The 22,482-nt window shown below is 45.0% G+C and carries 24 protein-coding genes; 9 read left to right on the top strand and 15 right to left on the bottom strand.

The genetic code is table 11. The annotated features are described in order from the left end of the window. Genes MUY27_RS01320 through MUY27_RS01275 form a run of 10 tightly spaced genes read right to left on the bottom strand, consistent with a single transcriptional unit; the run spans position 1 to position 7,235 of the window. Positions 1-429 carry a GPW/gp25 family protein gene (locus tag MUY27_RS01320; RefSeq protein ID WP_245128159.1) on the bottom strand — a complete coding sequence of 143 codons (429 nt, stop codon included), beginning with the start codon at positions 427-429 and terminating at the stop codon, positions 1-3. Between the two features lies 1 nt (position 430). After that, positions 431-733: a PAAR domain-containing protein gene (locus MUY27_RS01315; protein ID WP_245128158.1), complete on the bottom strand. Its 303-nt coding sequence runs from the start codon at positions 731-733 to the stop codon at positions 431-433. Positions 734-746: 13 nt separating this feature from the next. Beyond that, on the bottom strand, positions 747-2,540 hold the full coding sequence (gene vgrG / locus MUY27_RS01310) for a type VI secretion system tip protein VgrG (protein ID WP_245128157.1): 1,794 nt from the start codon (positions 2,538-2,540) through the stop codon (positions 747-749). Between the two features lies 1 nt (position 2,541). Next, a complete protein-coding gene (locus tag MUY27_RS01305; protein ID WP_245128156.1) occupies positions 2,542-3,204 on the bottom strand; it encodes a CIS tube protein in 663 nt (220 codons plus the stop codon). Next, the gene (locus tag MUY27_RS01300; protein WP_245128155.1) at positions 3,204-3,365 is read right to left on the bottom strand and encodes a DUF5908 family protein; all 162 of its coding nucleotides are present in this window, start codon (positions 3,363-3,365) and stop codon (positions 3,204-3,206) included. Before MUY27_RS01300 ends, MUY27_RS01305 begins: the two co-directional genes overlap by 1 nt. A 3-nt stretch (positions 3,366-3,368) precedes the next feature. After that, on the bottom strand, positions 3,369-3,812 hold the full coding sequence (locus MUY27_RS01295) for a phage tail protein (RefSeq protein ID WP_245128154.1): 444 nt from the start codon (positions 3,810-3,812) through the stop codon (positions 3,369-3,371). A gap of 8 nt (positions 3,813-3,820) precedes the next feature. Further along, positions 3,821-4,276, bottom strand: a complete 456-nt coding sequence (locus MUY27_RS01290) for a phage tail protein (protein WP_245128153.1) — start codon at positions 4,274-4,276, stop codon at positions 3,821-3,823. A gap of 42 nt (positions 4,277-4,318) precedes the next feature. Then, positions 4,319-5,818 carry a phage tail sheath family protein gene (locus MUY27_RS01285; protein ID WP_245128152.1) on the bottom strand — a complete coding sequence of 500 codons (1,500 nt, stop codon included), beginning with the start codon at positions 5,816-5,818 and terminating at the stop codon, positions 4,319-4,321. A 15-nt stretch (positions 5,819-5,833) separates the two neighbouring features. Continuing rightward, positions 5,834-6,655, bottom strand: coding sequence for a hypothetical protein (locus MUY27_RS01280; RefSeq protein WP_245128151.1), 822 nt, complete (start codon positions 6,653-6,655; stop codon positions 5,834-5,836). A gap of 13 nt (positions 6,656-6,668) precedes the next feature. Beyond that, complete coding sequence (locus tag MUY27_RS01275; RefSeq protein ID WP_245128150.1) at positions 6,669-7,235, bottom strand: Pvc16 family protein; 567 nt, start codon at positions 7,233-7,235, stop codon at positions 6,669-6,671. A gap of 221 nt (positions 7,236-7,456) precedes the next feature. Between MUY27_RS01275 and MUY27_RS01270 the strand changes: the two genes are divergently transcribed. Both MUY27_RS01270 and MUY27_RS01265 read left to right on the top strand, forming a co-directional pair. Then, on the top strand, positions 7,457-9,631 hold the full coding sequence (locus tag MUY27_RS01270; RefSeq protein WP_245128149.1) for a glycoside hydrolase family 18 protein: 2,175 nt from the start codon (positions 7,457-7,459) through the stop codon (positions 9,629-9,631). Then, positions 9,631-10,233, top strand: a complete 603-nt coding sequence (locus MUY27_RS01265; RefSeq protein WP_245128148.1) for a class I SAM-dependent methyltransferase — start codon at positions 9,631-9,633, stop codon at positions 10,231-10,233. Before MUY27_RS01270 ends, MUY27_RS01265 begins: the two co-directional genes overlap by 1 nt. On the opposite strand, the gene MUY27_RS01260 is transcribed toward MUY27_RS01265, so the two are convergent. Next, positions 10,230-10,862, bottom strand: a complete 633-nt coding sequence (locus tag MUY27_RS01260; RefSeq protein WP_245128147.1) for an eCIS core domain-containing protein — start codon at positions 10,860-10,862, stop codon at positions 10,230-10,232. The genes MUY27_RS01265 and MUY27_RS01260 overlap by 4 nt on opposite strands. A gap of 160 nt (positions 10,863-11,022) precedes the next feature. Between MUY27_RS01260 and MUY27_RS01255 the strand changes: the two genes are divergently transcribed. The 4 genes from MUY27_RS01255 to MUY27_RS01240 all read left to right on the top strand — a co-directional run bounded on the left by MUY27_RS01255 (position 11,023) and on the right by MUY27_RS01240 (position 14,541). Continuing rightward, positions 11,023-12,579 (top strand): hypothetical protein, encoded by a 1,557-nt coding sequence (locus MUY27_RS01255; protein WP_245128146.1) that lies wholly within the window; start codon positions 11,023-11,025, stop codon positions 12,577-12,579. 37 nt (positions 12,580-12,616) lie between these two features. Beyond that, entirely contained in the window at positions 12,617-12,985 is a 369-nt protein-coding gene (locus tag MUY27_RS01250; protein WP_245128145.1) for a hypothetical protein, read from the top strand. Between the two features lie 175 nt (positions 12,986-13,160). Beyond that, the gene (locus MUY27_RS01245; RefSeq protein ID WP_245128144.1) at positions 13,161-13,604 is read left to right on the top strand and encodes an OmpA family protein; all 444 of its coding nucleotides are present in this window, start codon (positions 13,161-13,163) and stop codon (positions 13,602-13,604) included. 76 nt (positions 13,605-13,680) lie between these two features. After that, the gene (locus MUY27_RS01240) at positions 13,681-14,541 is read left to right on the top strand and encodes an OmpA/MotB family protein (protein WP_245128143.1); all 861 of its coding nucleotides are present in this window, start codon (positions 13,681-13,683) and stop codon (positions 14,539-14,541) included. A 157-nt stretch (positions 14,542-14,698) separates the two neighbouring features. Here MUY27_RS01240 and MUY27_RS01235 read toward each other — a convergent pair whose 3' ends face one another. Then, positions 14,699-16,696: an alpha-L-arabinofuranosidase C-terminal domain-containing protein gene (locus MUY27_RS01235; protein WP_245128142.1), complete on the bottom strand. Its 1,998-nt coding sequence runs from the start codon at positions 16,694-16,696 to the stop codon at positions 14,699-14,701. 405 nt (positions 16,697-17,101) lie between these two features. On the opposite strand from MUY27_RS01235, the gene MUY27_RS01230 reads away from it, so the two are divergent. The 3 genes from MUY27_RS01230 to MUY27_RS01220 all read left to right on the top strand — a co-directional run bounded on the left by MUY27_RS01230 (position 17,102) and on the right by MUY27_RS01220 (position 19,389). Then, positions 17,102-18,094 carry a DUF6515 family protein gene (locus tag MUY27_RS01230; RefSeq protein WP_245128645.1) on the top strand — a complete coding sequence of 331 codons (993 nt, stop codon included), beginning with the start codon at positions 17,102-17,104 and terminating at the stop codon, positions 18,092-18,094. A 176-nt stretch (positions 18,095-18,270) separates the two neighbouring features. Beyond that, positions 18,271-18,735 carry a response regulator transcription factor gene (locus MUY27_RS01225; protein WP_245128141.1) on the top strand — a complete coding sequence of 155 codons (465 nt, stop codon included), beginning with the start codon at positions 18,271-18,273 and terminating at the stop codon, positions 18,733-18,735. Positions 18,736-18,849: 114 nt separating this feature from the next. Next, positions 18,850-19,389, top strand: a complete 540-nt coding sequence (locus tag MUY27_RS01220; protein ID WP_245128140.1) for a DUF4199 domain-containing protein — start codon at positions 18,850-18,852, stop codon at positions 19,387-19,389. Positions 19,390-19,461: 72 nt separating this feature from the next. Here MUY27_RS01220 and MUY27_RS01215 read toward each other — a convergent pair whose 3' ends face one another. The 3 genes from MUY27_RS01215 to MUY27_RS01200 form a co-directional block, all read right to left on the bottom strand. Next, entirely contained in the window at positions 19,462-21,012 is a 1,551-nt protein-coding gene (locus MUY27_RS01215) for an Rne/Rng family ribonuclease (protein ID WP_245128139.1), read from the bottom strand. A 211-nt stretch (positions 21,013-21,223) separates the two neighbouring features. Further along, positions 21,224-22,072 carry a tetratricopeptide repeat protein gene (locus tag MUY27_RS01205; RefSeq protein ID WP_245128138.1) on the bottom strand — a complete coding sequence of 283 codons (849 nt, stop codon included), beginning with the start codon at positions 22,070-22,072 and terminating at the stop codon, positions 21,224-21,226. Positions 22,073-22,098: 26 nt separating this feature from the next. Next, the gene (locus tag MUY27_RS01200) at positions 22,099-22,386 is read right to left on the bottom strand and encodes an HU family DNA-binding protein (protein ID WP_245128137.1); all 288 of its coding nucleotides are present in this window, start codon (positions 22,384-22,386) and stop codon (positions 22,099-22,101) included. Between the last annotated feature and the right edge of the window lie 96 nt (positions 22,387-22,482).

Raw genomic sequence — 22,482 nt, 5'->3', positions numbered from 1 at the left:
TTAAATGGCAGCGGCAGATAAATTCGTTCCCTCCACCAGGTAAAATGGATAAACAATGTTGTGGCGCGTATTGGTACTGATAATGGTGTAATTGATCTGGATGGTGAGTATCCCGTCTGCGTCATCACGGCCCAACACATCCGCCCCGGTGAAGTTTACGCGCGGTTCGAAATTAAGCAGGGCATGATAGATCACGTGGTTCAACGAGGAGACGAGGTTTGAGTCTATCCGTTCGAAACCCATCTTTCGCAGATCGCATCCAAATTCGGGCTGCATGATCCGCTCACCAGGAATCGTACCCAGTATCAGCCAGATACTTTCTTCAATATCTTTCATATCTGAAGACATGCGTACGCCGTTGCTTACCTTATCAAACGTGGGCGGGAACCCCCAGCCTGTACCTAAAAAGCTTTGGATATTTGATGCCATGCTAACCTCCGATCAAAACTGTGAAACATCCTAATACGATACTGCCGCCATGCGCAGTTGTATCGCCCATTCTTGCTGCCGGCTTTCCGCCGATCATTACCGTGGCTGATCCCTTCACGATAGAATCCGGCGGGCCTACACATACCAGATTATCGCCCATTACGGCTGCCGGAAGTTTGCCGATCAAAACGGTCGGCACACCAGGGCCTATTACCGGGCCGCCAACATGCGGGATCGGCGGAAGGGCCGGTGTCTGCATCGGGCAGGTATGCATATCTGTTAATCGTGCTGCTGGTGCTCCCATTTTCGTAAATTGTTTAATTGATCATTACCATAGCCCCCTTAATGGTGGTTTGCCCCGAAGCGGATACTTCTGCCGTAGCGCTTCCCTGGGCAGTAAAACCCACGTTAGCGGTAGCCTTTACGTTCATCCCGGTGATTTCTACATCCTGCGTAGCCGTAACAGATACTTTCTGCGTGGCATTTAAATTGATATTACCTGTGGCCTTTAATGTAATGTCTTTGGCAGATTGGATATTGATGCCAGACGATGTCATTTCTACTTTATTACTGTTCTGATCTACCAGTGTGATGGATTTGGCATCGTCTGACAGGGTGATTGTATTGTTGCCGGGAGTGGTAATGGTGATCACTTTTTTATCGTCGTCAAAAGTGATCTTTAATTGTGACCGCGTAGTTAATGCTTTCGTGTTGTTGCCATCAGCTGCGGGATTAGGGTTAACATTGGTACTACTGTACAACGAACCCAATATAACGGGATATCGAGGGTCGCTTTCCAGGTAGCCAATCACTACCTCATCACCGATCTCAGGCAGAAAAACCGAACCTGCATTATTGGTGGCATAAAAATTGGCCATGCGCGCCCAAACACCCGTTCCTGTTGACACCGATGGAATATTTAACTGAATGCGGTAGGCGCTTGCCGGATCTTCCGTTAACTTCTTCACCGTTGCCACCTGCAAGCCTTGTATAGCGGGCAGTGTACCAAATGCGGGGGGATAGGATACGTCTGCACGTTCGGCTACCTTTTTATCCTCCAACCCGAATTTAACCGTGGTTTCCCAACGGCCGTCTTCCAGTGTATGACTTACAGCAGATATATAGGCATCGCCATTATACCTCTCGCCTACACCGGCCAGTTCTAAAAGTTTACCCGTTTTAGCCAGCGCACTGCCGGTAAACGTTACTTCGCCACGTAAAGCAGCTAAACGCATGCGCAGGAAAAAGGCATCTGCCCAAAGCTTTGATTCTGCTTTATCCATTGGCGTACCCGAGCTGATGTTAAGCGCCGTTTGCGACAGTTTAGTGGAAAGTGATTTACCGCTAAGGTTGCCCTGGCTGTTTACCGAGGGTTCTGTACCCGAGGATGATGCCTGCGCCAGCGACTTGATATCCCAGGAGTTAATGGTAACCCCAGGCAACTGACGCTCTGCATTCAGCTCTGCACGAAAAGCAATAATAGACTGGCCAAAGGTGACGTTCAACACTGCCGTGCCAGATACTTCGGGTGCAGCTATGCTGATATCGTTATCGCCATCCAACGCAACTACAAAGCCCAGAAACTCTGCACGTGCCAGGATAAAATCCCAATCGGTAGCCAGTTTCTGGAACATCGCCTCCTGCTGATATGATGTAGAGGAAACACTGCTGCTTAAGCTGTAGTTACCAATAATGGCGGTAAGGATATCGCTGTCTGCTTTAGAAGCGAACTCGGCTTCGGTACGGTTAAACGTCATACTTACGGCCTTGTGCTTTGCTGTAACTACCAGGTGATAATCTCCGTTTTCGTTAATCTCCAGTGCTTGCTTAACAATAACGCCGCTAAAGATGGTACTCTCGGCATCGTCGCCATAACCGGCACTAATACTGATCGGGTTACCCGGAATCAGGTCGTCACTATCACTGATAGGGAAGTCGCTGTTGGTAATATCTCCATCAATAAAAACCACCTCGGCCCAGGATATCCGGTTCAGTTCATGGCGGATCTGGATAGAAACCAGCGGGTAAGTATCCTTTATGGCCGAACCGTTTACCAGGATGGTGGTACGCAGGGTAGCGTCCTGTAGATCTGTAGGTGAAGGGGCAGCCATATTATTTTTTTATCGGTGGAAAATAAATTTGGTCGCCGGGTTTAATATCGGCAACACTGGTTAAATTATTCGCTTCTGCCACCTGCAGGTAATAAGCACTGTCGCCATAAATACGGTAGGTCATCAGCGGTAAGGTATCACCCGCTTGCACCGTGCGGATATGGGTCAGGTCGGGCGAGCTTTTCTGCGCTTCCTTGGCTTTGGTGCTATAGTCTACACTTTTTGAAAAGGTAACTTTTATGGTAGCGCGCAGGGCAGAGCCATCCTCATTAAATAGCGTGTAAGCAATGTTGATACTTTTGCATACCCCTATAAAAGAAAGGTTGGCCCATGTAATTTTAAGATAATTGGGCCTATGCTGCGACCCCTGGTAACGGTATACCAGTTTTTTAAAATTGGTGATATAGGCATCGACGGTTTTTGCACCGGGTATCGGAACAATACCGGTACCGTCTACAATCAGATCAAGGCTAAGGTCGGTATTATCAATACCTCTGAAAAGCAAAGTAGGTTCGTTACGGTTAGCTTCTTTAGAAGTTACATAACTGATATCGTAATTACGCGAATATGTTGCCGGGTTAAACATGGCATCGATTGTGCCCAATGCGCTGCCGGTGCAGGCAGGGGTGGCATACGATTCTATTTTTAATTTAGTTAAGGCCATTACCTTTCCGGCTCTGCTTTAATTTTATTCAATATTTTTTTGGAACACTCTTTAATCAACTGATTTTTCAGCTGCTGCAGGTTTGCCTCTGTTAACTGCCCACGGTTAGGGTTGTCGTCTACGGCTACCTTTATCACTAATTCCCTGATCTCTATCGGCATGGTTTAAAAAGTTCTGGTGAAATAATCAAAGGCCAGGTCTATAGTTTCTATCACGATACCGTTTTCCTGCGCCTTAAAATCAGAAAACTGTAGCGCAACCGGGTAAGCGTTCTTGATATTCCAACTGGCCAGGGGCGAAGCGTTTTCGTCCATCAGGTTAATCACTACTGTTTTTGGCGAAAAAGTAAACTGCTCTACAGCGGCTTTTGCCCAGGTAATCAGCGCAGAACTGGTGGTCAAACCGCGCTTTAACACAATATTTTGAAATTTAGGAGGGCTGGGCAACCGGTGTGCATACCGGTTTTCCCCTCCCTCCTTAACTTCCTGGGTTTCGAGCTTGATGTTCAGCCCGCTTACTTCCTGAAAATTACCCTCATTGCTTCCGCTTACTCCAATTACATTTACTTTGAAGTAAAACCCTACCGGAGGATAGTAATTATCAGCCATTATTTAGTTTAGCTTGCCAGTGTTAAACCTTCATGTGCCAGTTCCATGGTTTCAACGGCCACCTCATTCGAGTCTGATTTCATGTCAGTAACCGTTATCTTGCTTGGGAAAGCATTCAGCAGTGTCCAGCTCATGGCTACTGCATTTGCTTCGTCCAGTAAACTGATGGTAATCTGCGAACGCTTGTAGGTGTTCATTTTCAGGGCCTGGAATTTAGTCCAAAGTGTTTTATCACCCTTAAAAATCCCTTTCTTTAGTGTTACGTTGCCGTACTTCAGCAAGCCGGGCATTTTTACGGTAGAAAATGTCTTACTGCTACCGCCGCGGTACTCAATTACCTGCGCCTCTGCTGTAAGGCCTGTTACTTCCTGGAATACTATTTCTGCATCGTCCCATTTCACCTGAAATGCGAACTTAACCATCGGCCACGTTGCCGCTGATTGTGCTGATCCGTCGTCTGCCATTTTATTAGTCTTTTTGTGATTAGTTTAAATTGGTTTTGTTAATTAAGATTGCTGCATTTGTTGCTGGAAGGTGATCACGATAAACTCAGCCGGTCTAACGATCGCTACTTTAACCATAACCAGCATTTTACCATCGAGGATATCCGTTGGTGTCATGGTTGAACCTAAACCGATCTGAACATCGAAAGCCTGCTCCGGAACTGCACCGGCCAAAGCCCCTTGTTTCCAAAGGTTGGTCAGGAAATTCACAATCATGCTTTTCACGGTTACCCAGGTGTTGGCATCATTCGGTTCGAACACGTAAGCGCGGCAAGCCAGTTTAATAGATTGTTCCAGCATGATCATGGTCCGGCGAACGTTGATGTAGCGCCAGTCCTGGCTGTTGCCGTCAAGCGTACGGCCGCCCCAAACTAACGTACCCACACCCGGGAACGGGCGGATCACATTAATAGATTTACCGGCCATTACATCTATATTCAGTTGTTGCTGCGCATCATGCGAAATATTTACAGTTGGTGCGTTCACCATGCTCAGCGATACGTTTGCAGGCGCTTTCCATACGCCACGGCTATTATCAACCAGGGTATAAATACCGGCCATTGCCCCGCTTGGCGGCAACTCGTTTTCCTTATTACGCAGTTCGTTCAGCAGGTGTACATAAGTAATACTGGTAGCTTTTAAAGAAAGGTGGAAGTTTCTTTTATCGTTATCATTAGGTTCAGCTATTGCTTTGAAACGGGTCACCACTTCTTTAGCGGCATCTTCTGGCAGCAACGCACCAAGATCAACACCTGCATCAAAGTTTTCGAAGTTTATTTCATCCGGCTGTACTACTGTAGCCTGTATCCAGGGATAATAAGCGGCACCGTAATTGAGCGCATTAATGCCGATCTTATCTCTGAAAGCGGCAACAATTTCGTCTGTTGTAGCTGTTGCCGGTTGCTTTACCAGGTCGAATATGCCGAAACGGCTTTGCATTTTAGCGCAATGCAGCAGCACAGTGGTATAGATACTGTTATAACATTCTTCACCCAGGGCAATTGCATCCGGGATCACTACCAGCGTAGGTTCCTGCTCGTTGATCAGCAGATCAATGGCACTCGGGATGTCAGCAGAACCGATGAAGTCAGCCGCGTTGATCTCAAAGCCCTCCGGTTTATCTCCGTAGGTACCAACAGACACAATGTAAGCAGGACCGCCGCCATTCGCGTAAAAAAGGCGAATAGAGTTGTACAGATAAAATGTATTGTTATCTGCAATCGCTAATACTTTTGATTTACCATCGATCACAAATGCATCCTTATCTGTAGCAGCTGCATCAGCAATGGTATACTTAGGTTTAAAGCCTGCGCCGAAAAGCTCTATGTATTCTGCAAATGAGGTGATGCGAACCGGCTGCCGCAGCAGCGATTTACCGTTTCTTACCGCTACAGAGGTATAGCCAATAAAAACCGGAACAGCCGTTTCTACCGCCACCGCCGAGTTGGGGAAGGCGTTCTTTTCTTCGATGTAGACACCGGGGGTCATTAAGGTTGTTGCCATGATTTAAGATTAAGTTTAGATAAATATTTCTGAAGAGTTTGTTGTTGTGTCTGTCAGGGCCGCCGAAATACGACTGACGTCAGGGCCGGGTAACGATCGCTTCACCACACGATACCTGGTCGCATTACCCGCGTAGCTTTCAACCAGTGAAAAAACTGCCGCAGGCCTTTCTGAAAGTTTTATAGGCTGGCCCGAACTAAAAACCAGTGCCTTTTGGTTATTGGGGAGAACCGCTTGTTCCGGACCTTCAAATGCCTGCTGCTGACTATCAACCACGGCTAAGTGATCCATATCGAGCAGGTATTCGCTCACGATAATATATTTCCAATAAGTGGCTTTTGCTTTAAAATTGATGCGATATGCTGAAGGAACTACAGATGAGAGTTTAAGACTCAGTACCCCAAACGGCTTTTTGAAGAACAATTCTGCAAAATTTTCGACCGGCTTTGTGTCTGCACCGGTTACTGCCGCTGCCTGGTGCAGCGCACTATCGGTTGGTAACAAATCCTCCTGCTGATAACTACTAAAATAATAAACGGAAGACGCAAGAGCATCGCTGATGGCATCCGTATAGTTAAGAAAATCCGGATCTGTAATATTGATGGCAAAGTTTAAAGGATAGCCCTCTGCAAGCAGGAACTTAAGTTTATCACCCTCTTCGCCTGTATCGGCCAGTAAAGTTATTGCCGCGCCCCTTACACGTAACAAAATCCCCTTTTTGTGCATGTAATCAGCCGTCTCTGCAAATGGTGCAAGTGTAAACCTGCTAAACTGATTGTTGGCGAAGTAATCATGTTCGAGGCTGACGGTTAATAAGGTTTGGTATTGGCTGATCATGATTTCTGAGGCTTTAGGTTGTTTGTTGCGCTACCCCGCTGATTACCGGCCTTACCTCCCTTACAATCGAATCGTCAAAGATGAGCATCCGCATTTTGTAGATCACCGAAGGCATATACTTGGCGCCCAGCATACTCCAGATATTGTTTACCTGTTCTGTACTGAGGGTTACCATCTCCATTGTGAGCTTTTCGATACGGGGATCGAGCCCTGCTGCGTTTGAGCGCCCAAAGACAGGGTTGGATTGGAAGTAAGCAACCACAAATGAAAGAAACCGCAATGCTTCGGTATAGTTAATATTTGAGAAGTAGGCAGAGAACATCAGGTGCAGGTTGATGGTTGCCGGCGATGACCTGTTGAAGGACTGCCCGCCGGAAGTAGCTGGCGTGTGCCCAAACCCGTTAATCTCGCGCTCGAGGTTCACCAGGGTAATCACCAGTTTATTTTCGCCCTGGATAGCGATGGTACCGTCCTGGTTAACTAATGCAGAAATGATGACCTTATCTTCATTAACTTTTAGTTTACTCCGAAAGTATTCATTCATCTCTTCGGCTAAATAGTTAATGGCTTCGAAAATCATGATAAAAACAGGCTTTGGTTAGTTTTCTACGTAACCATACCGGGAGCGGTTACGCAATAATTAAAAGTATTTGATTTTCTGGCAAAAAGCAAAATTTTTAGAAAAATTTGCAATTTTTTACTTCGCAAACCTTTTATATTTACTTCCCTGAACAACCTGTTATAAAAAGCGCCAGCGGGATAGTACAAATATCCTGTCGGCGATAAGCCTTGCACAAGATTATGAATGTCCTTTACCGCTACTTTATTGCAATAGGTATCATTCTTACCTTTACCTTCATTGCTTCCCAACGGGCGGTAGCAGGCAATTTTATCACACAGACAGATTCGGTAAAAAAGATAGCGCTGCCTAAAGTACCCGTAAAACTACCAAAAGTAAAAGCGCCTAAAGCACCTAAGGTTAAAGCGCCGCAGCTACCGGCAAAAAAAACTGATTCTATAAAAATAAAGCCGCCTGGACTATTAAAAAAGCTTTCGCAAGACCTGATTAAGGCTTTACAGTTCAGGAAGCGTGCGCAGGCAAAAGAAAAGATTAGGGTAATTAAACTGGTAGACTCGCTGGTGATACAAAACCCTGAGATGGCTAAAGCCACAGACCTTAACCAGTTGAAACAACAACTTACCGACAGCGCAAAAATGCGTTATAACGAGTTGGTGATTAAGCTGCTTGCCCTGCAAAAAGAGGTAAGTGTGCTGGCAGATACCAGTGCAGATTCGGTAAAGAATCAGCAAACCATCAACACCCTGGTAGCTAAGGTTGTGCCGATGCTTAAAAGCGTAGAGAATGATCAGACCGTAAATCTGTCCAGGCAAAAACGCATCCAGGTCATCCGCGGGTTGTTTGGGCAACCTGCTACCAAAAAAGATACCGCTAAAATTAATGACACGCTATCGCTGATTTATCGCCTTAGATTAAAACATAAAAAACCGGTCTGGGGCTATGTATCTTACCAGAACCAGGATAACGGTGTTAATTACAACTACGAAATTCTTAGCGGTGCCTTATTCTACACCTATCAGCTCGATCCCTATTCAGGTTATATAAAAGACCTCGGCAATTCACATACTTCGGCAGTGATGAAGCAAGTGCTGCCCGGCAAGAGCGCCATACATCTCTCTTTCTTCTACGATGGAATTAACATCAGCAGTTTTTTAACCAATAAATATTCGCAGGCCACTTTTAACGCAAGCGTTTTAAAACAACTTCAAACCAACCAGGTAAATTGGGCAAACATCTTTTTTGCCAATATCCCTGTAGCCCAACAACAAAACTTCACCACCTTTATCAGAAACCTGTATAAGTTCTGCAAAAACAATAACCCGGCATTTCAGCTGAGCATCACGCTGCCCGGCCTGGGCAATAATACAGCTTACAGCCTGAAAGACCTTGACCCTTATGTTTCGGCCTTCGTGCTCGACTTCTCTAAAAGTTACACCGGCAAAGCAGGGCCTATTGCACCACTCTACGGTTATCGGAACAATAATATACAATCGGCTATAGCAAAATTTGCCAATACCGGCATTCTACCGGCAAAATTCATGCTTTGCCTGCCTTATCAGGGTATACAATATACCTTTAGCAAACCCGGAGCCGCTGCGGCCAGCCCCGTTTATATTCCCTATAAAACTATCCGTTCTAAATTCAACAACGCCTTTTATAACCTGGATTCTACAGTCGCATTTGCCACGCAAACCAGCAAAACCGGAGCCATCGACACGGTTTGGTTTGATGATGAGAATACCCTGGCAAAAAAATACGATTATATTTTCCTGAGCGGATTGGGAGGCGTAGTGGTAAGGAACCTTGAGGACGGCGACGGGTACGGCGAATTGTGGGATGCCCTGACAGACAAGTTTATGGATTTTGATACCGTCAGGATCAAGACCATCAACAACAGTTTGCATCCGCTTAAGCTAACCTTCTGGCAAAATGTACAGAAGTACTACTATCTGTTTAACAAGCCCTGCGATACCACATTTAATGCCCCGATGCAGAAAATGCTTGGTATATCTGTTAAAAATAACAGACCTGTTTTTAAAAAGACTGTTAAAGAAGCCATGGATGCGCTGCACATTGTTAACCTGGTGCTTGCCGTTATTTTAATTGTGGGCATTATCGTGCTGATCTACTATATCCGGATGGAAGGTGAATGGTGGCCCTGGAAGAAACCCCTTACCGGATTTTTAATCGTGATCGTCCACCTGTTTATCCTTACCGGGTTTATGTCTTTATACCTGATGGACAGTATACCATGGTTTGGGGCAAGTAATAAAGATGGTTGTATTAACATGCCCTTCCATGACCTGATGGGCATTATTATTTTTGGCTTGGTTACCGGGATGCTGATCATGCGCTTCCTGATATTCCCGTTCATTAAAAAAGAGGATATTCCATAATGAATTCACTTACAGATACTGCTTCGATATTCCGCTATCACCGGGAAATGATCGCTCATTATGGGAATAATAACAGTCATGCTTTGGGCTGGCGCGACGATCAAAGCCAGCTGATCCGCTTTCAGGTATTGTCGCAAATCGGAGATTTGAACCACCATTCGGTGATGGATGTCGGATGCGGGCATGCCGATCTTTGCCCTTATCTCAAGGCTATTTATCCTGATTGCCGTTATTTGGGCGTGGAACAAATACCGGAGCTCTTAGACAGGGCGATAGAACGCTACGGGCATTTGCCGGAAACGCTATTATTCCTGGGTGATTTTTTAACATCACCGCTACCTGCTGCAGATTATGTTCTGGCAAGCGGCTCGTTAAACTACAGCAGTTCTGATCCTGAATTTATTTACAAGGCCATTAGTAAATTATTTGAAAGCAGCCGGGTAGGATTTGGCTTTAATTTGTTACGAAGTGTCAGTCAGACTGGTTTATTAAAGGCATACAACTTGGATACAATATGGGCGTATTGCCAGGAACTAACTACAAAAGCAGTATTGAAAGATGACTATTCTGAAGAAGATTTTACTATCTTTCTTTACCATTAATTCGTGAGCGAACTGCCATGCGCTGCCGCCCTGGCACCCATCGCGTCTGCTTCGCTTTCCAAACCTTTATCATCGTTTATGGCTACGCCTGCTTTCATCTGCATGGTAGGCTGTACCCGGCCCTGCTTTTGCTGCACCACATGCCAGGCCTCGTGAGGTAAATGCTGCTCCTGCCCGGAGGCGATATGGATATCCGTTCCCTGCGCAAATGCGTGGGCCTGCAATTGTTTAGGTTGCGAAGAATTGTAATGCACCTTTACATCGCTCATATCTATGCCAGAAAGGTTTTCCACCCCTGCCTTAAGACTATCGGGCATGCCGGTATTATTCTCTTTCTTTTGTATCGGCGCTGCTTTCATCTGCAAAGGCTCTTCCTCTTCTGTATGGCCGCCAACTCTCTGCGCAACTGCCGACTGCATTTGTAACGGTTCTTCTTCTTCAGCATGGCTGCCCCCAACGAGCTGGGCTACTTTAAACTGCGCCGGCATAGCAGCTACTGCATTAGAATTTAAAACATCCGATTTACTTTGATATACCGGCACTGCCTGCCTGGATAAACCAGAACGATGGACAGTGGAAGTAGTTGAAAGCGTATCGTTGTTTTTCTCCTGTGAGGACAGACTTCTCATGATAAAAGGTTATATTCTAAGTTATTAAATATAATTGATATTCTCAAAATTCTTCAAAACAAGGTATGCCTACATCTAACCATCGGTAAAGAAGTGAAGTCAAAATATGGACATATATGAAATATTTAATAACGATGTGCGTTAAACCATCAATACCCCCATGAAAAATACTTATTTAACGCTCCGCGTCGTTATAGCTATCGCTTTTTTCTGCTTGCCTGTTTATTCAAAGGCTACAAGCTTCAAGTTCCGTATTAAGAATGAAGGCAAAAGCAAGGTTGCCGTTTTTTACCGCATGATGGAGCCTTCGGGCAGTTTGCAGGTAAAAGCCATTTTCAGCCTTGATCCCGGAGAAATACGCGAAAGAGATGTTACTCTAAAAAAAGGCGATACCGTAAGTTTTTACGGACAGGATACTGAAGACCAGCTTTCGGTACCCATTAAGCGCGATTATGAAACACTGCAGAAGAACAAAAAGGAAGTAACTGACATCCCCATCATCGTTCCGGAAAAAGTTAATACCTCTTTCGAATCTCTGGAAGGGCTAAGTATCAAGTTGGAACACAATAAAGTGCTCAACTTTTTACTGAAGATGGATTCTACCTCCATGAGCAGTTTGTCTATGCTGGAAAAGAACTTCCAGAATGTATACCCCCTGGGTACTTTTATTTTTGTAGATGTAAAGACAAACCGGCTGCTGCTGCCGCCGCTCGAACCCTCGTTCTGGAATAACAGCGAAAACTATCTTACTGTACAAGACAGCCTGTCTGCCATGGTAGATAAAGATAAAAGAGGTATGGCGAATGCGCAGGTCGCGTTCTTCGTCGCGAAAATGTTCGACTCGTTACGGGTAAACAGCACGGCAGAACTGGAGTTTAAAGCCAGGCTATCGCTGGTAAGGTGGAAACCAACACCGCAGGCAAATATCTACCAAATATTCAATGACAGGTCTTTTATTGATTTCCTTCAGAATTGCTACACCCAGATTGATAACCCCGACAAGGAATACCAGCGTTACCGGCTATACTTTCTATCGTCCTATGAACGAATTGATGATCTGGAAGTTTACGGACGGCAGTTCTATAATTTCGGGAATGAAACAGATGTATCTTTCAATGCCCCGACGCAGGTGCTTAGTACCAATCTCGGTGTGATGTATGCCAAAACCCGCACGCTCAGCAACTATTATTCAGTACAGGGGGCGGTTTTACGCACCAAGGCTTACGACTTTACTTCACTCTTGTTCAACGGGTTTCAAAGCAATATCAAAAAAAATATCATTGCCGAAGACAAAGCCCTTCAGTCGCGTATCAGCGCCGATATTTTTAATGAATACAAAAGTCTGGTGGCTTACAACCCCGACCCGCAGCAGTTAACTTTACAGACCGTAGATGCAAAAGACGCAATAGCATCCTTACTACCTATCCGTACTACTGTTAACGACCTTTCACCGTATGCGCTGCTTCCGCAGGATACATCCAAGCTGGCTACGGCGTATGCGAATAACCTGCGCATTAATTCGTTTAATAACAAGGCCAGATTTTTTAATTCGCATTTGCAGCAGCTTAACAAACTGTTTAAAGAGCTGGACCAGACAGATGCGGATCTGGATAAAATAACCGCGGCAGCTCCGGAAAAAAGCTTTTCCAGTTCGGTTAACTCGCCGGGGCTGCTTAACGAAATTGAAGTGAACAGCGATATAGTGAAAAAGGAATAAACAGAATTTAAGGCCTGCAACTCGTATTAAATTAAAAATGGCGCTGAACAGAAATAGATTATCCTTACATGTCAGAACACTGCTGCTTACAGCTTTGTTCCTGCTGGTAAAGATCAACCCGCGTTATTTCGCCTGGCAAACTACCATTACGCCGGGGCGGACTGCTATTGTTGCCGAGCGGTCTGTCAAAGCACATTCATCATCTACAGAAGCACATGTATTTGTCGATAAAGCCATTGCGGAATTTACAGAAGTATTGGTACCAGATATGAAATTTACCGGCTTACTGTTAAGCCTGTTCGCTTGCATATTTTACTTCTTTGCTATCCGCCCCAAATTATTCCCTTATATCTTTTCTGCCAGATTAAGCAGTCGGCTGGCCACGTTATGTGTGAGAAGATTATGATGCTTATCCAATAGCATCGCAATCATTTTTTACTGACCGGTATTATTAGCAACCGGTTGTTCATTTTCAAACTTCACATAACGCATTCACAATGAAATCTTATAAATTTTTATTATGCGCAGCATGCGCAATGGTATTTACACTGACACTTCCAGCCTGTAAATCAAAAAAGTTAATGACTAAACCACAGCCTCAGCCTACTGCCAATCCGGCTCCTCCTGTAGCAAGCACACCCGCCCCGGCACCTGCGCAACCGCAACCAGCCCCTCCGGCACCAGCACCTGATTACAATTTCAGCAATATCCAGTTTGATTTCAACTCGTCCGTACTTCGTACCGATGCTATTCAGTATCTGGATCATGTTGCAGGCGAAATGAGAAAGGATGCAAGCGTTACTTTTAAACTTAACGGCTACGCTTCGCTGGAGGGTACGGCTGAACACAATATGATATTATCGGCAGACCGTGCAAACGCAGTAAACCAATACCTGACAGATGCCGGTATCGACGGATCGCGGTTAAGCACCAAAGGATACGGTGTAAAGCACCCCATTGCTTCCAATGCGACAGAAGCCGGCCGTGAAAAAAACCGCCGTGTAGAAATAGTGCTGAACCGCTAAATCAAAGCGGCGAAGCATATCAATAAGAGCGCTGATCTATTTGGTCAGGCCGATTGTTTAACGAATTCAAACCATCATGAAAATTAAAATATTAATGCCGCTCATTGTATTGACGGCGCTAATCGCTCAAGGCTGTGTAACTACAAAAAAATATACTGCTTTACAGGATAGTTATAATCGCTCCATAGACACCAACCGTAACTTAAAACAAAGCTGGCAGGCTACGCAACAGCAATTGGCCGATGCAAAGAACCGGGTGCAAAGTCTTGAAGATGAGATTGCCGCCGCAAAAAGTAATGCCGCCGGACTACAGGATGCGCTGAACAAGTGCCTGGCCAGTAATAACCAGGGCAATGTTAACATTGCTAAACTGGCAGACCAGATCAGCGCTTCGGATAAATACATCGAACACCTGGTAGAGCTTAAAAATAAAAGCGATTCGCTTAACCAGGTGCTCACCAGTAACCTGACCCGTTCATTAACGCCCGACGAAATGCGGGATGTCAACATCAAGGTGCTTAAAGGCGTAGTTTATATCTCCCTGGCAGATAATATGCTTTACCAGTCTGCCAGCTACCAGATTTCTAACAAGGCTGATACTATTCTAAGTAAGGTTGCCAAAATCATTAAAGACTATTCCAGCTATGACGTGCTGGTAGAAGGCAACACCGATAATGTGCCGATTTCGCAGATGAACATCAGAAACAACTGGGATTTAAGTTGCCTAAGGGCATCCTCGGTGGTACAGGCCCTTCAAAATGAATTCGGGGTAGATCCCAAACGGCTCACCGCCGGCGGACGCGGAGAATACAATCCCGTAGCGGATAACATGACCGACTTCGGGAGGTCGCAGAACCGGCGTACCCAAATCATTATCACACCAAAGCTCGATCAGTTCATGTCGCTGATTGGTAAGAACCAAAGCAGCGGCGGTTGATCTTTAAATTAGAACACAATGCGGTGATTGAGCTGACATCATCAACTTATCCGTAAAATAGTAAGCCCCTTTGGTTGATAACCAGAGGGGCTTAACTTTTATCATTACTCAAAAAGACGGTTACAGCTCCTGATCTTATTTGTGTTGCTTTTCGGCCTTATCGGTAGGGCAACACAAATACATTGGCAGATAACGGCTCTATCGTAACGGTTTGCTTATTACTCCACTTCATTTTCTGGCTTACCGGCTTTACCACATCGGGGTTATCGATACTGTTAAATGCAAGCTTGTTCATGGTCGCAATTTTCGTCCAGGTGGCTTGTTTAAATGCGCTCTTTTTACCTGTCATATCAAAACTGATCTGCTTTGACTGTTCAGCAGCATTGATCAGTTTAATAATTATCCTATTGTTAACACTATCTACCGTAGCGCTGCAATACAGGCTGTCCTGTCCGGCAAGTACTTTACCATCTGCAAGCGCCGGTATAACCCGGGTACCCTTATTTGTAGAAAACAATTGCTGTACATAATAATTGGGTGTAGCTACGGATTGAAGGTTGTTAAACCAGATCAGGTCCGGGCGCCATTGCCATGCATCTACATGCGCCAGCAAAGGCGCGTAGGACGCCAACTGAACCATATCTGCGTTACGCTCTAAACCGGTCATAAACGCCGCTTCTGAAAGCGCCGCCCACCAGGTGTTGTGGCTTTCTGCGTGGGTATCTTTCTGGTCTTCATCCATGATATGTGCGGCATATTCACCTGCAAATACTTTAGATACCTTGCGGTCGTAATTATCGTATCTCGCAGCATTATTCAGGAACCACTTTGGCGAGCGGTAGTAATGTTCGTCGATCAGGTTTGCTTTTTCCTGCCGCATTACTTTGGTCAGGTAATCAAACTGATCACCGTCCGGACCCGGGCCTGCACTGGCTACCAGTTTAATTTCGGGATGTTTTTGCTTCATCGCGGCAGCAAACAACTTATAGCGCTCCAGGTATTGCTCGCCCCACTGTTCGTTCCCTATACCAACCATTTTCAGGTTAAAGGGTGCAGGATGCCCGAGCGATGCCCTAAGTCCGCCCCATTTGGTACTGGTGCTACCGTTCGCAAACTCAACCAGGTCCAATGCGTCTTGGATGTACTCGTCTGTCTGGTTAAGCGAGGCCACTTCTGCGCTGTTATACTGGCAGGCCATCCCGCAGTTTAATATCGGGAGCGCTGTCGCGCCAATATCCTCACACAACTGAAAATATTCAAAAAATCCGAGACCGAAAGATTGGTAATAATCCGGAGCATTACGATAACTGAACTCAACGTTCCACCGGTTCATGATCAGCTGCCGTTCGGCAATATCACCAACTGTTTTCTTCCATTGATAACGATTGGCCAACTCTCGGCCCTCTACGATACATCCGCCGGGGAACCGCACAAAACCCGGATGAAGGTCTGCCAGTTTCTGCACCAGGTCTGCACGTAACCCATTAGGCCGTTGTTTCCAGGTATGCTGCGGAAACAGCGATAACATGTCTATTTCCACCACACCCTTTCCCTCAAAAATAACGTTCAGCTTTCCTTTGGCTGCAGTAGCGGTGCATTTAAAACTGGTTCTGTAAGTATTCCAGCCGCCTTTTACGGCGTCCAGGCTTGCTTCGCCAATCGGTTCGTTCTTTTCGTTAACAGCCTGCACCTTTATTTTAACATCGCCCTCTACCGCGTGCGCCATTATCGAGAAGTTATAAGACTCGTCTTTGGTCAACCCCATCCCCCTGAACCCTTCGTTTGTTAAAACGAAAGCTCCTTCATTTTTCTTCATGGTTACTACCGCATACCGGGGATTACTGGTGTTGGCAAGGCTACGGTTAACCACCAGTAAAGAGGCATCTGCACCGTTCAGTTCTTTTTCATCCCAACCCATCATTGGCATGGGAAATTCAAAAGACCGGTTCTTTACCAATTCTGCATAAAGCCCGCCATCGGCCGCAAAATTGATATCTTCAAAAAAGACACCCCACATCGACGGTGAGATATGCGCCCCCGGTTTATTATCGAGTACAGAAATTTTAACAGTTTTTTGAGCGCTGGCCAGGCCTGCTGAAGCCAGGGCTATGGTACAGGTGGTAATCCCCTTACGAAGAAGCTTTTGGAATGTCATAGTAGGTATCTTCTATAATTTTATCTGATTGGCGGTTTACTTGTAGCTGTCAAGTTTCTTTCCCCCCAATGCCGAACGTTAAAAACAAAGCATTAAGACATGCGGGATGAATAATTCATCCAAACATGTTGAATTGACATTTATTAACAAGATGGTAATTTTAACTATTTTTTATCAAAATTTATAGACAATAATTACGGGCTTCAGCAAGCATTAATTTTTTGATTATTTATCGCATTATAACCAACCTCGTGCTGAAGAACCAGCAGATAACAACAGGTTTAAAAAGACGTTATAATTTAGCATTATAATTGCTTCAGGAAAACTTAATACATAATTAAACTTTTTAATTATGTCAAAGTCATACTAAAGCATCAGCAAACAAGGCTGACAGGAAAAAAGATTATGAAACGTATATATCAGTTATTAACAGTTGTGGTTGTAGGCGGGTTGTTAAGCTTGTTTGCAACTACTGCCGCAGATGCCCAACGCAGAGGCGGTGGCGGTGGTGGTTTCCACGGTGGCGGAGGCTTTCATGGGGGTGGTTCATTCGGAGGTGGCTTCCGCGGAGGTTTCAATGGCGGCGGTGGATTTCGTGGCGGCAGCCGTGGCTCTATGAGCATGCCAAGGCCGGGCGGTTTTGCGCCACGCAGTAATTTTGGTTACAGAGGCGGTGTAGCTGTAGCTCCGCGTGGCAACTATGGTTTCCGTGGCGGCTATTACAGACCAGGTTATCGTGGCGGTTATTACCGTCCATACGGCGGATATGCTTACCGTCCGGGCTACAGAGGTTATATTGGTGGCAGGTTCTATACTCCATGGAGAGGTGGCTTTTACTACCATGGCGGCTTTTACGGACGCTATTATGCTCCACGCTTAGGCTTCAGCATCGGTGTATTACCATATGGCTATATCCCATTCTATTACGGCCAGTACCAGTACTTCTACAGTGACGGTTACTTCTATAATTATGATAATAACCAGTACACCGTAGTTGAACCGCCGATTGGTGCAGAAATTTCTACTTTACCTTCAGGTGCGCAATCTATTGTGATTGACGGCAACCAGTACTATGAGTTGAACGGCGTTTATTATATGCCGGTTACCAATGATAACGGCGAAGTAGTTTACCAGATTGTGGGTAAAGACGGGCAGCTGACCACACCTAACGGCCTAAACCAGAACGATGATGTTTACCAGGATCAGGGCCAGCAAATGCAACAGGACGACGTGATCCAACCGGGCGAAGTGGTACAGGCCTTACCTCCGGACTGCCGGAAGGTAAAGATCAACGGAGAGAAATACTATGTTGATCCGGCCGGAATATATTACCACGAAGAACGCGACCAATACGGCCAAAAAGTTTACCGCGTGGTTGATATCGGCAATCAGAATTAATTCTTATTAGATAGTTAAGACTCCCTTAAAAGTGTGAAAGGGTAAGCGCCACCAGCTCTTACCCTTTTTTGTTTACAGGCCGTTGCTCTTTGCTTATCGTAACAATCGTACAGCCGGAACAACTGAGCAAAAAGAATATCGCTCCTCTTTACTATTTTTAACTATCATTACAAACCATGACCTTTAATTTCCCGGCAAAGTATAAAGGAATAATACTGTACGGCATTTCCCTGGCCCTGATACTGATCTTGCTCAAATGGATAGAGTGGCAGTTCATCATAGTGGATAATCTGTTTGAGATCTATGCCGGTATCATCGCCGTTATCTTTACCAGCCTGGGGATATGGCTGGCCACCAGGCTGAGCAAACCCAAAACGGTAGTGATAGAGAAGCAAGTGATTGTTCGCGATACCGAATTTATCCTTAACGAAGCTATGATGAACGAGTTGGGTATCAGCAGGCGCGAACTGGAGGTGCTGCAACTGATGGCCTCGGGTTTAAGCAATCAGCAAATAGCAGACCGGCTGTTTGTTTCGCTGAATACCGTAAAAACGCACTCTTCTAATTTATTCGGTAAGTTAGATGTAAAGCGACGAACTCAGGCAATAGAAAAAGCGAAGCGATTGAAGCTATTGCCCTGATACTAAAGTGTGATTGGCACAGCAATATTGCAAATCACCCTAAAGTATGACGGTAAAAAGAGCAGTTTATCTCAATTTTGAATCATATCACTCCTAACCTAAAATGATAACATCATGAAAAGAACTGTACTTGTTTCCGGACTAATTTCAGGGATCATCCTTTCTCTCTGGATGATCGGCTTTGTTGGCTACTGCTATACGCACAAAAACTTTGAGGGTAGCATGCTGCTGGGCTATACCGCCATGTTGGTAGGCCTGTCACTGGTATTTGTCGGTGTGAAGAATTACCGCGATAACTATAACAGTGGCTTTATATCGTTCGGCAAGGCACTGCAAATTGGCTTGCTGATCTCGCTTATTGCATCAACCATGTATGTGATTGCATGGATGATCAGCTACTATGTATTCTTGCCAGACTTTATGGACCGTTACGCCGCCCATAGCATTGAACGTATGCGCGCTAAAGGAGCCAGCGCTGCGGAGATCAAAGCAGGGATAGCGCAGATCAACCAGATGAAAGAGATGTATAAATCGCCTGTGTGGGTGGTTTTGTTCACCTATGCAGAGATTGTACCCGTTGCTTTGTTAGTAAGCCTGATTGCCGCCCTGATTCTGAAAAGGAAGCAGCGAAACAACACTTTAGCAACCGCTTAATAATTGAACCTTATTAAAAAACAAAGGCTTCCTTTTTACCGGAAGCCTTTGTTGTAACTGCAAACCTGCAGGTTAAAGTTTAATTTCTTCGTCTTTGGACGAGAAGAACCTAAACTCTGTAATCTGGTAACTTGGGTTACTTTTAACCTTTATCCACTGGCCGTACTTAAAGTACCATTTCCACTGGCGCGTTACAATTCCTTTCTTTATGTATGCTTCAATGTAAGGATGCACACATAAGGTGATGTTCTTTTCATTCTGCTCAACCAAAATGTAATTGAAATTATTTTCAATATCGTCGAGCAGTAAAATACTAGGCCGTATTACTCCTGTACCATGACAGGTAGGACAAACTTCAGAGGTAACAATATTCATCTCCGGCCGAACACGTTGCCGGGTGATCTGTACCAGTCCGAATTTACTCGGCGGAAGGATGGTATGCTTGGCACGGTCATGAGCCATTTCGCCACGCAGGTAGTCAAACAACTCCTTACGGTTAACCGGTTTGTGCATGTCGATAAAATCGATCACCACAATACCGCCCATATCACGTAAGCGTAACTGGCGGGCAATTTCGCGTGCCGCTTCTTTGTTTACCTGTAAGGCGTTTTCTTCCTGGTTCTCTTTGTTGGCTGTACGGTTACCGCTGTTTACGTCTATAACGTGCAAAGCTTCCGTATGCTCAATTACCAGGTAGGCGCCGCCGGCCAGGTTTACCGTTTTTCCGAATGCTGATTTAATTTGTTTCTCGATGCCGTGATGCTCAAAAATAGGGTCCTTATGCTTATGCAACCGGACGATACTTTCCAGGTCTGGCGATATTTCATGCACATAAGAACGCACTTCCTCAAAAATCGAGTTATCGTTCACATAAATGTGCTGAAAATCAGGGTTCAGGATGTCGCGCAGCAATGTAGAAGTGCGGTCAATCTCGCCCAGTACCTTTTTAGACGGTTCGGTAGCAGGAAGCCTTGTAATAAAGCTTTCCCATTTAGACACCAGATCCAGCAGATCTTTCTGCATTTCCACTACACCTTTACCTTCAGAAACCGTACGAATGATCACACCGAAATGCTTCGGCTTGATGCTTTCTATTATTTTGCGCAAACGCGTACGCTCCGTATTACTCTTTATCTTTTTAGAGATAGAAATAGTTTCGGAGAAAGGTACCAGTACCACGTAGCGGCCGGCAATAGAAAGATCAGAGCTTAGGCGCGGTCCTTTGGTAGAAATGGGCTCTTTTGCAATCTGTACAGGTATCAGCTGGTTTTTAGCCAGTACTTCTGATATCTTTCCGGATTTGCTGATATCGGCCTCGAGTTTAAAATTATCCAGCAGTTTGGCCTGGTAGCTGCCTCCGCGTACCTGTTTGGCAAGCTTTAGCAGGCTTTGAACCTGTGGCCCCAGATCCAGGTAATGCAAAAAAGCATCCTTCTCATAGCCAACATCCACAAAAGCAGCATTCAGCCCGGGCATGATCTTTTTAATCCGGCCCAGGTAAATATCACCGACGGTATAATTGTTAGTGATTTGCTCTTTATGAAGTTCTACGAGTTGTTTATCCTGTAATAAGGCAATAGTAGCCCCGTTAGGGGTCGAATCGATAATTAATTCTTTTACCAACTGCTACTCCATATTTAGATGCGGTTATACTAACCGCATACGTAAAACAAAAACATAAATTTGCCTGCTTAAAAAGCAGGCAATCAAGCTAATATAGCTTATTTCTTTTTATGTCTGTTTTTTCTTAAACGTTTTTTACGTTTGTGGGTAGCCATTTTATGGCGCTTACGTTTTTTACCGCTTGGCATAGTTTATTTCTTTTTATGGTTAATTAATCTTTTAATTCTTTAATAAATTGATCGATGCGCTGGTTGAATGCCGGGTCGGCCATCAATTCCTTGCATTTCTCATAAGCCGCAATGGCTTCTTTCTTCATACCCAGTTGCTTGTAGCTTTCTGCCAGGTAGAAATAAGGCTCTACATCGGCCTTCTGGGCAATCACCGTTTTAAAACGTGGTACTGCTTTGTCAAACTGGCCCGATTTCATGGCAAACTGCCCCAGGTTTAAGTTTGCGTTACGGTTATTCGGATCTTTCTTTACCACGTCTAACAGCAGGCCTATCCCTTGCATAGGCGAAGGCGCGCCGCCGTTTACATAAGCAATACCCAAACCGGTTTCCGCATCCAGGTTTTCTGGTTTTAATTTCCGGGCGTTTTCAAAAGCCTCAACCGCATTGGTAACATAAGCAGGCTGTATAGCCGTATCCTGTGTAAATTTATAAGCATCATTAAAGCGGTTGCCGGCGTTCAGCCAATTTTCAAAATCGTTTTTCTTGCGCGCAACCTGCAGATAGTAATAACCTGCCGGGGCCGCCTGGTTTACATCGTCCCACTGTTTGGCCAGCTGCGCTTCGATTTTTAATTTGTCGCTTTCGGGGGCTGTCTTTAATTGGTTTTCCAGCGCTTCTATCTTAGAAGACAGATTACTGCCGATGGCAGATTTTGCAGTTGCAGAAAGTGTTTCGATATTAATCTGCGCTACCTTTCTTTCCTGCTGCTGTACTGCGTTCTGGTGAGAGTTATCTTCTTTTGGCTTAACCAGCCCTTTCACCGGCTGCATAAACAAATAGCCCATCACTATCACAACGGCACCTACAACGGCTATTTGCTTTTTATTCATGATACTTTAAAATTTAAATGGATTGCTTATTTCTTGTTACCGCTTTTTACTTTTTCAATAAAGGTTTTAGCGGGTTTGAAGCTTGGAACAAAATGTTCTGGTATAATAATGGCAGTGTTTTTTGAAATGTTACGAGCAGTTTTCTTAGCTCTTTTTTTCACTACGAAGCTTCCGAAGCCTCTTACATATACGTTCTCGCCGTCAACCATCGAGTTTTTTACAACCTTGAAAAATGCCTCAACAGTTTCCTGAACGTCAACTTTCTCAATGCCTGTTTTCGATGAGATTTCAGCTATAATCTCTGCCTTAGTCATACCTCTATTTTTCTTTAATTATATGATAACTACTTAACTGTTTTGGGGTTGCAAAAGTATGGGTTTAAACGCAAACATTGAAATAAAACGCCCTAT

It is taken from the genome of Mucilaginibacter straminoryzae (assembly GCF_022953055.1).
GTDB classification, from domain to species: domain Bacteria; phylum Bacteroidota; class Bacteroidia; order Sphingobacteriales; family Sphingobacteriaceae; genus Mucilaginibacter; species Mucilaginibacter straminoryzae.
This window is presented reverse-complemented; position numbering and strand designations above follow the sequence as displayed.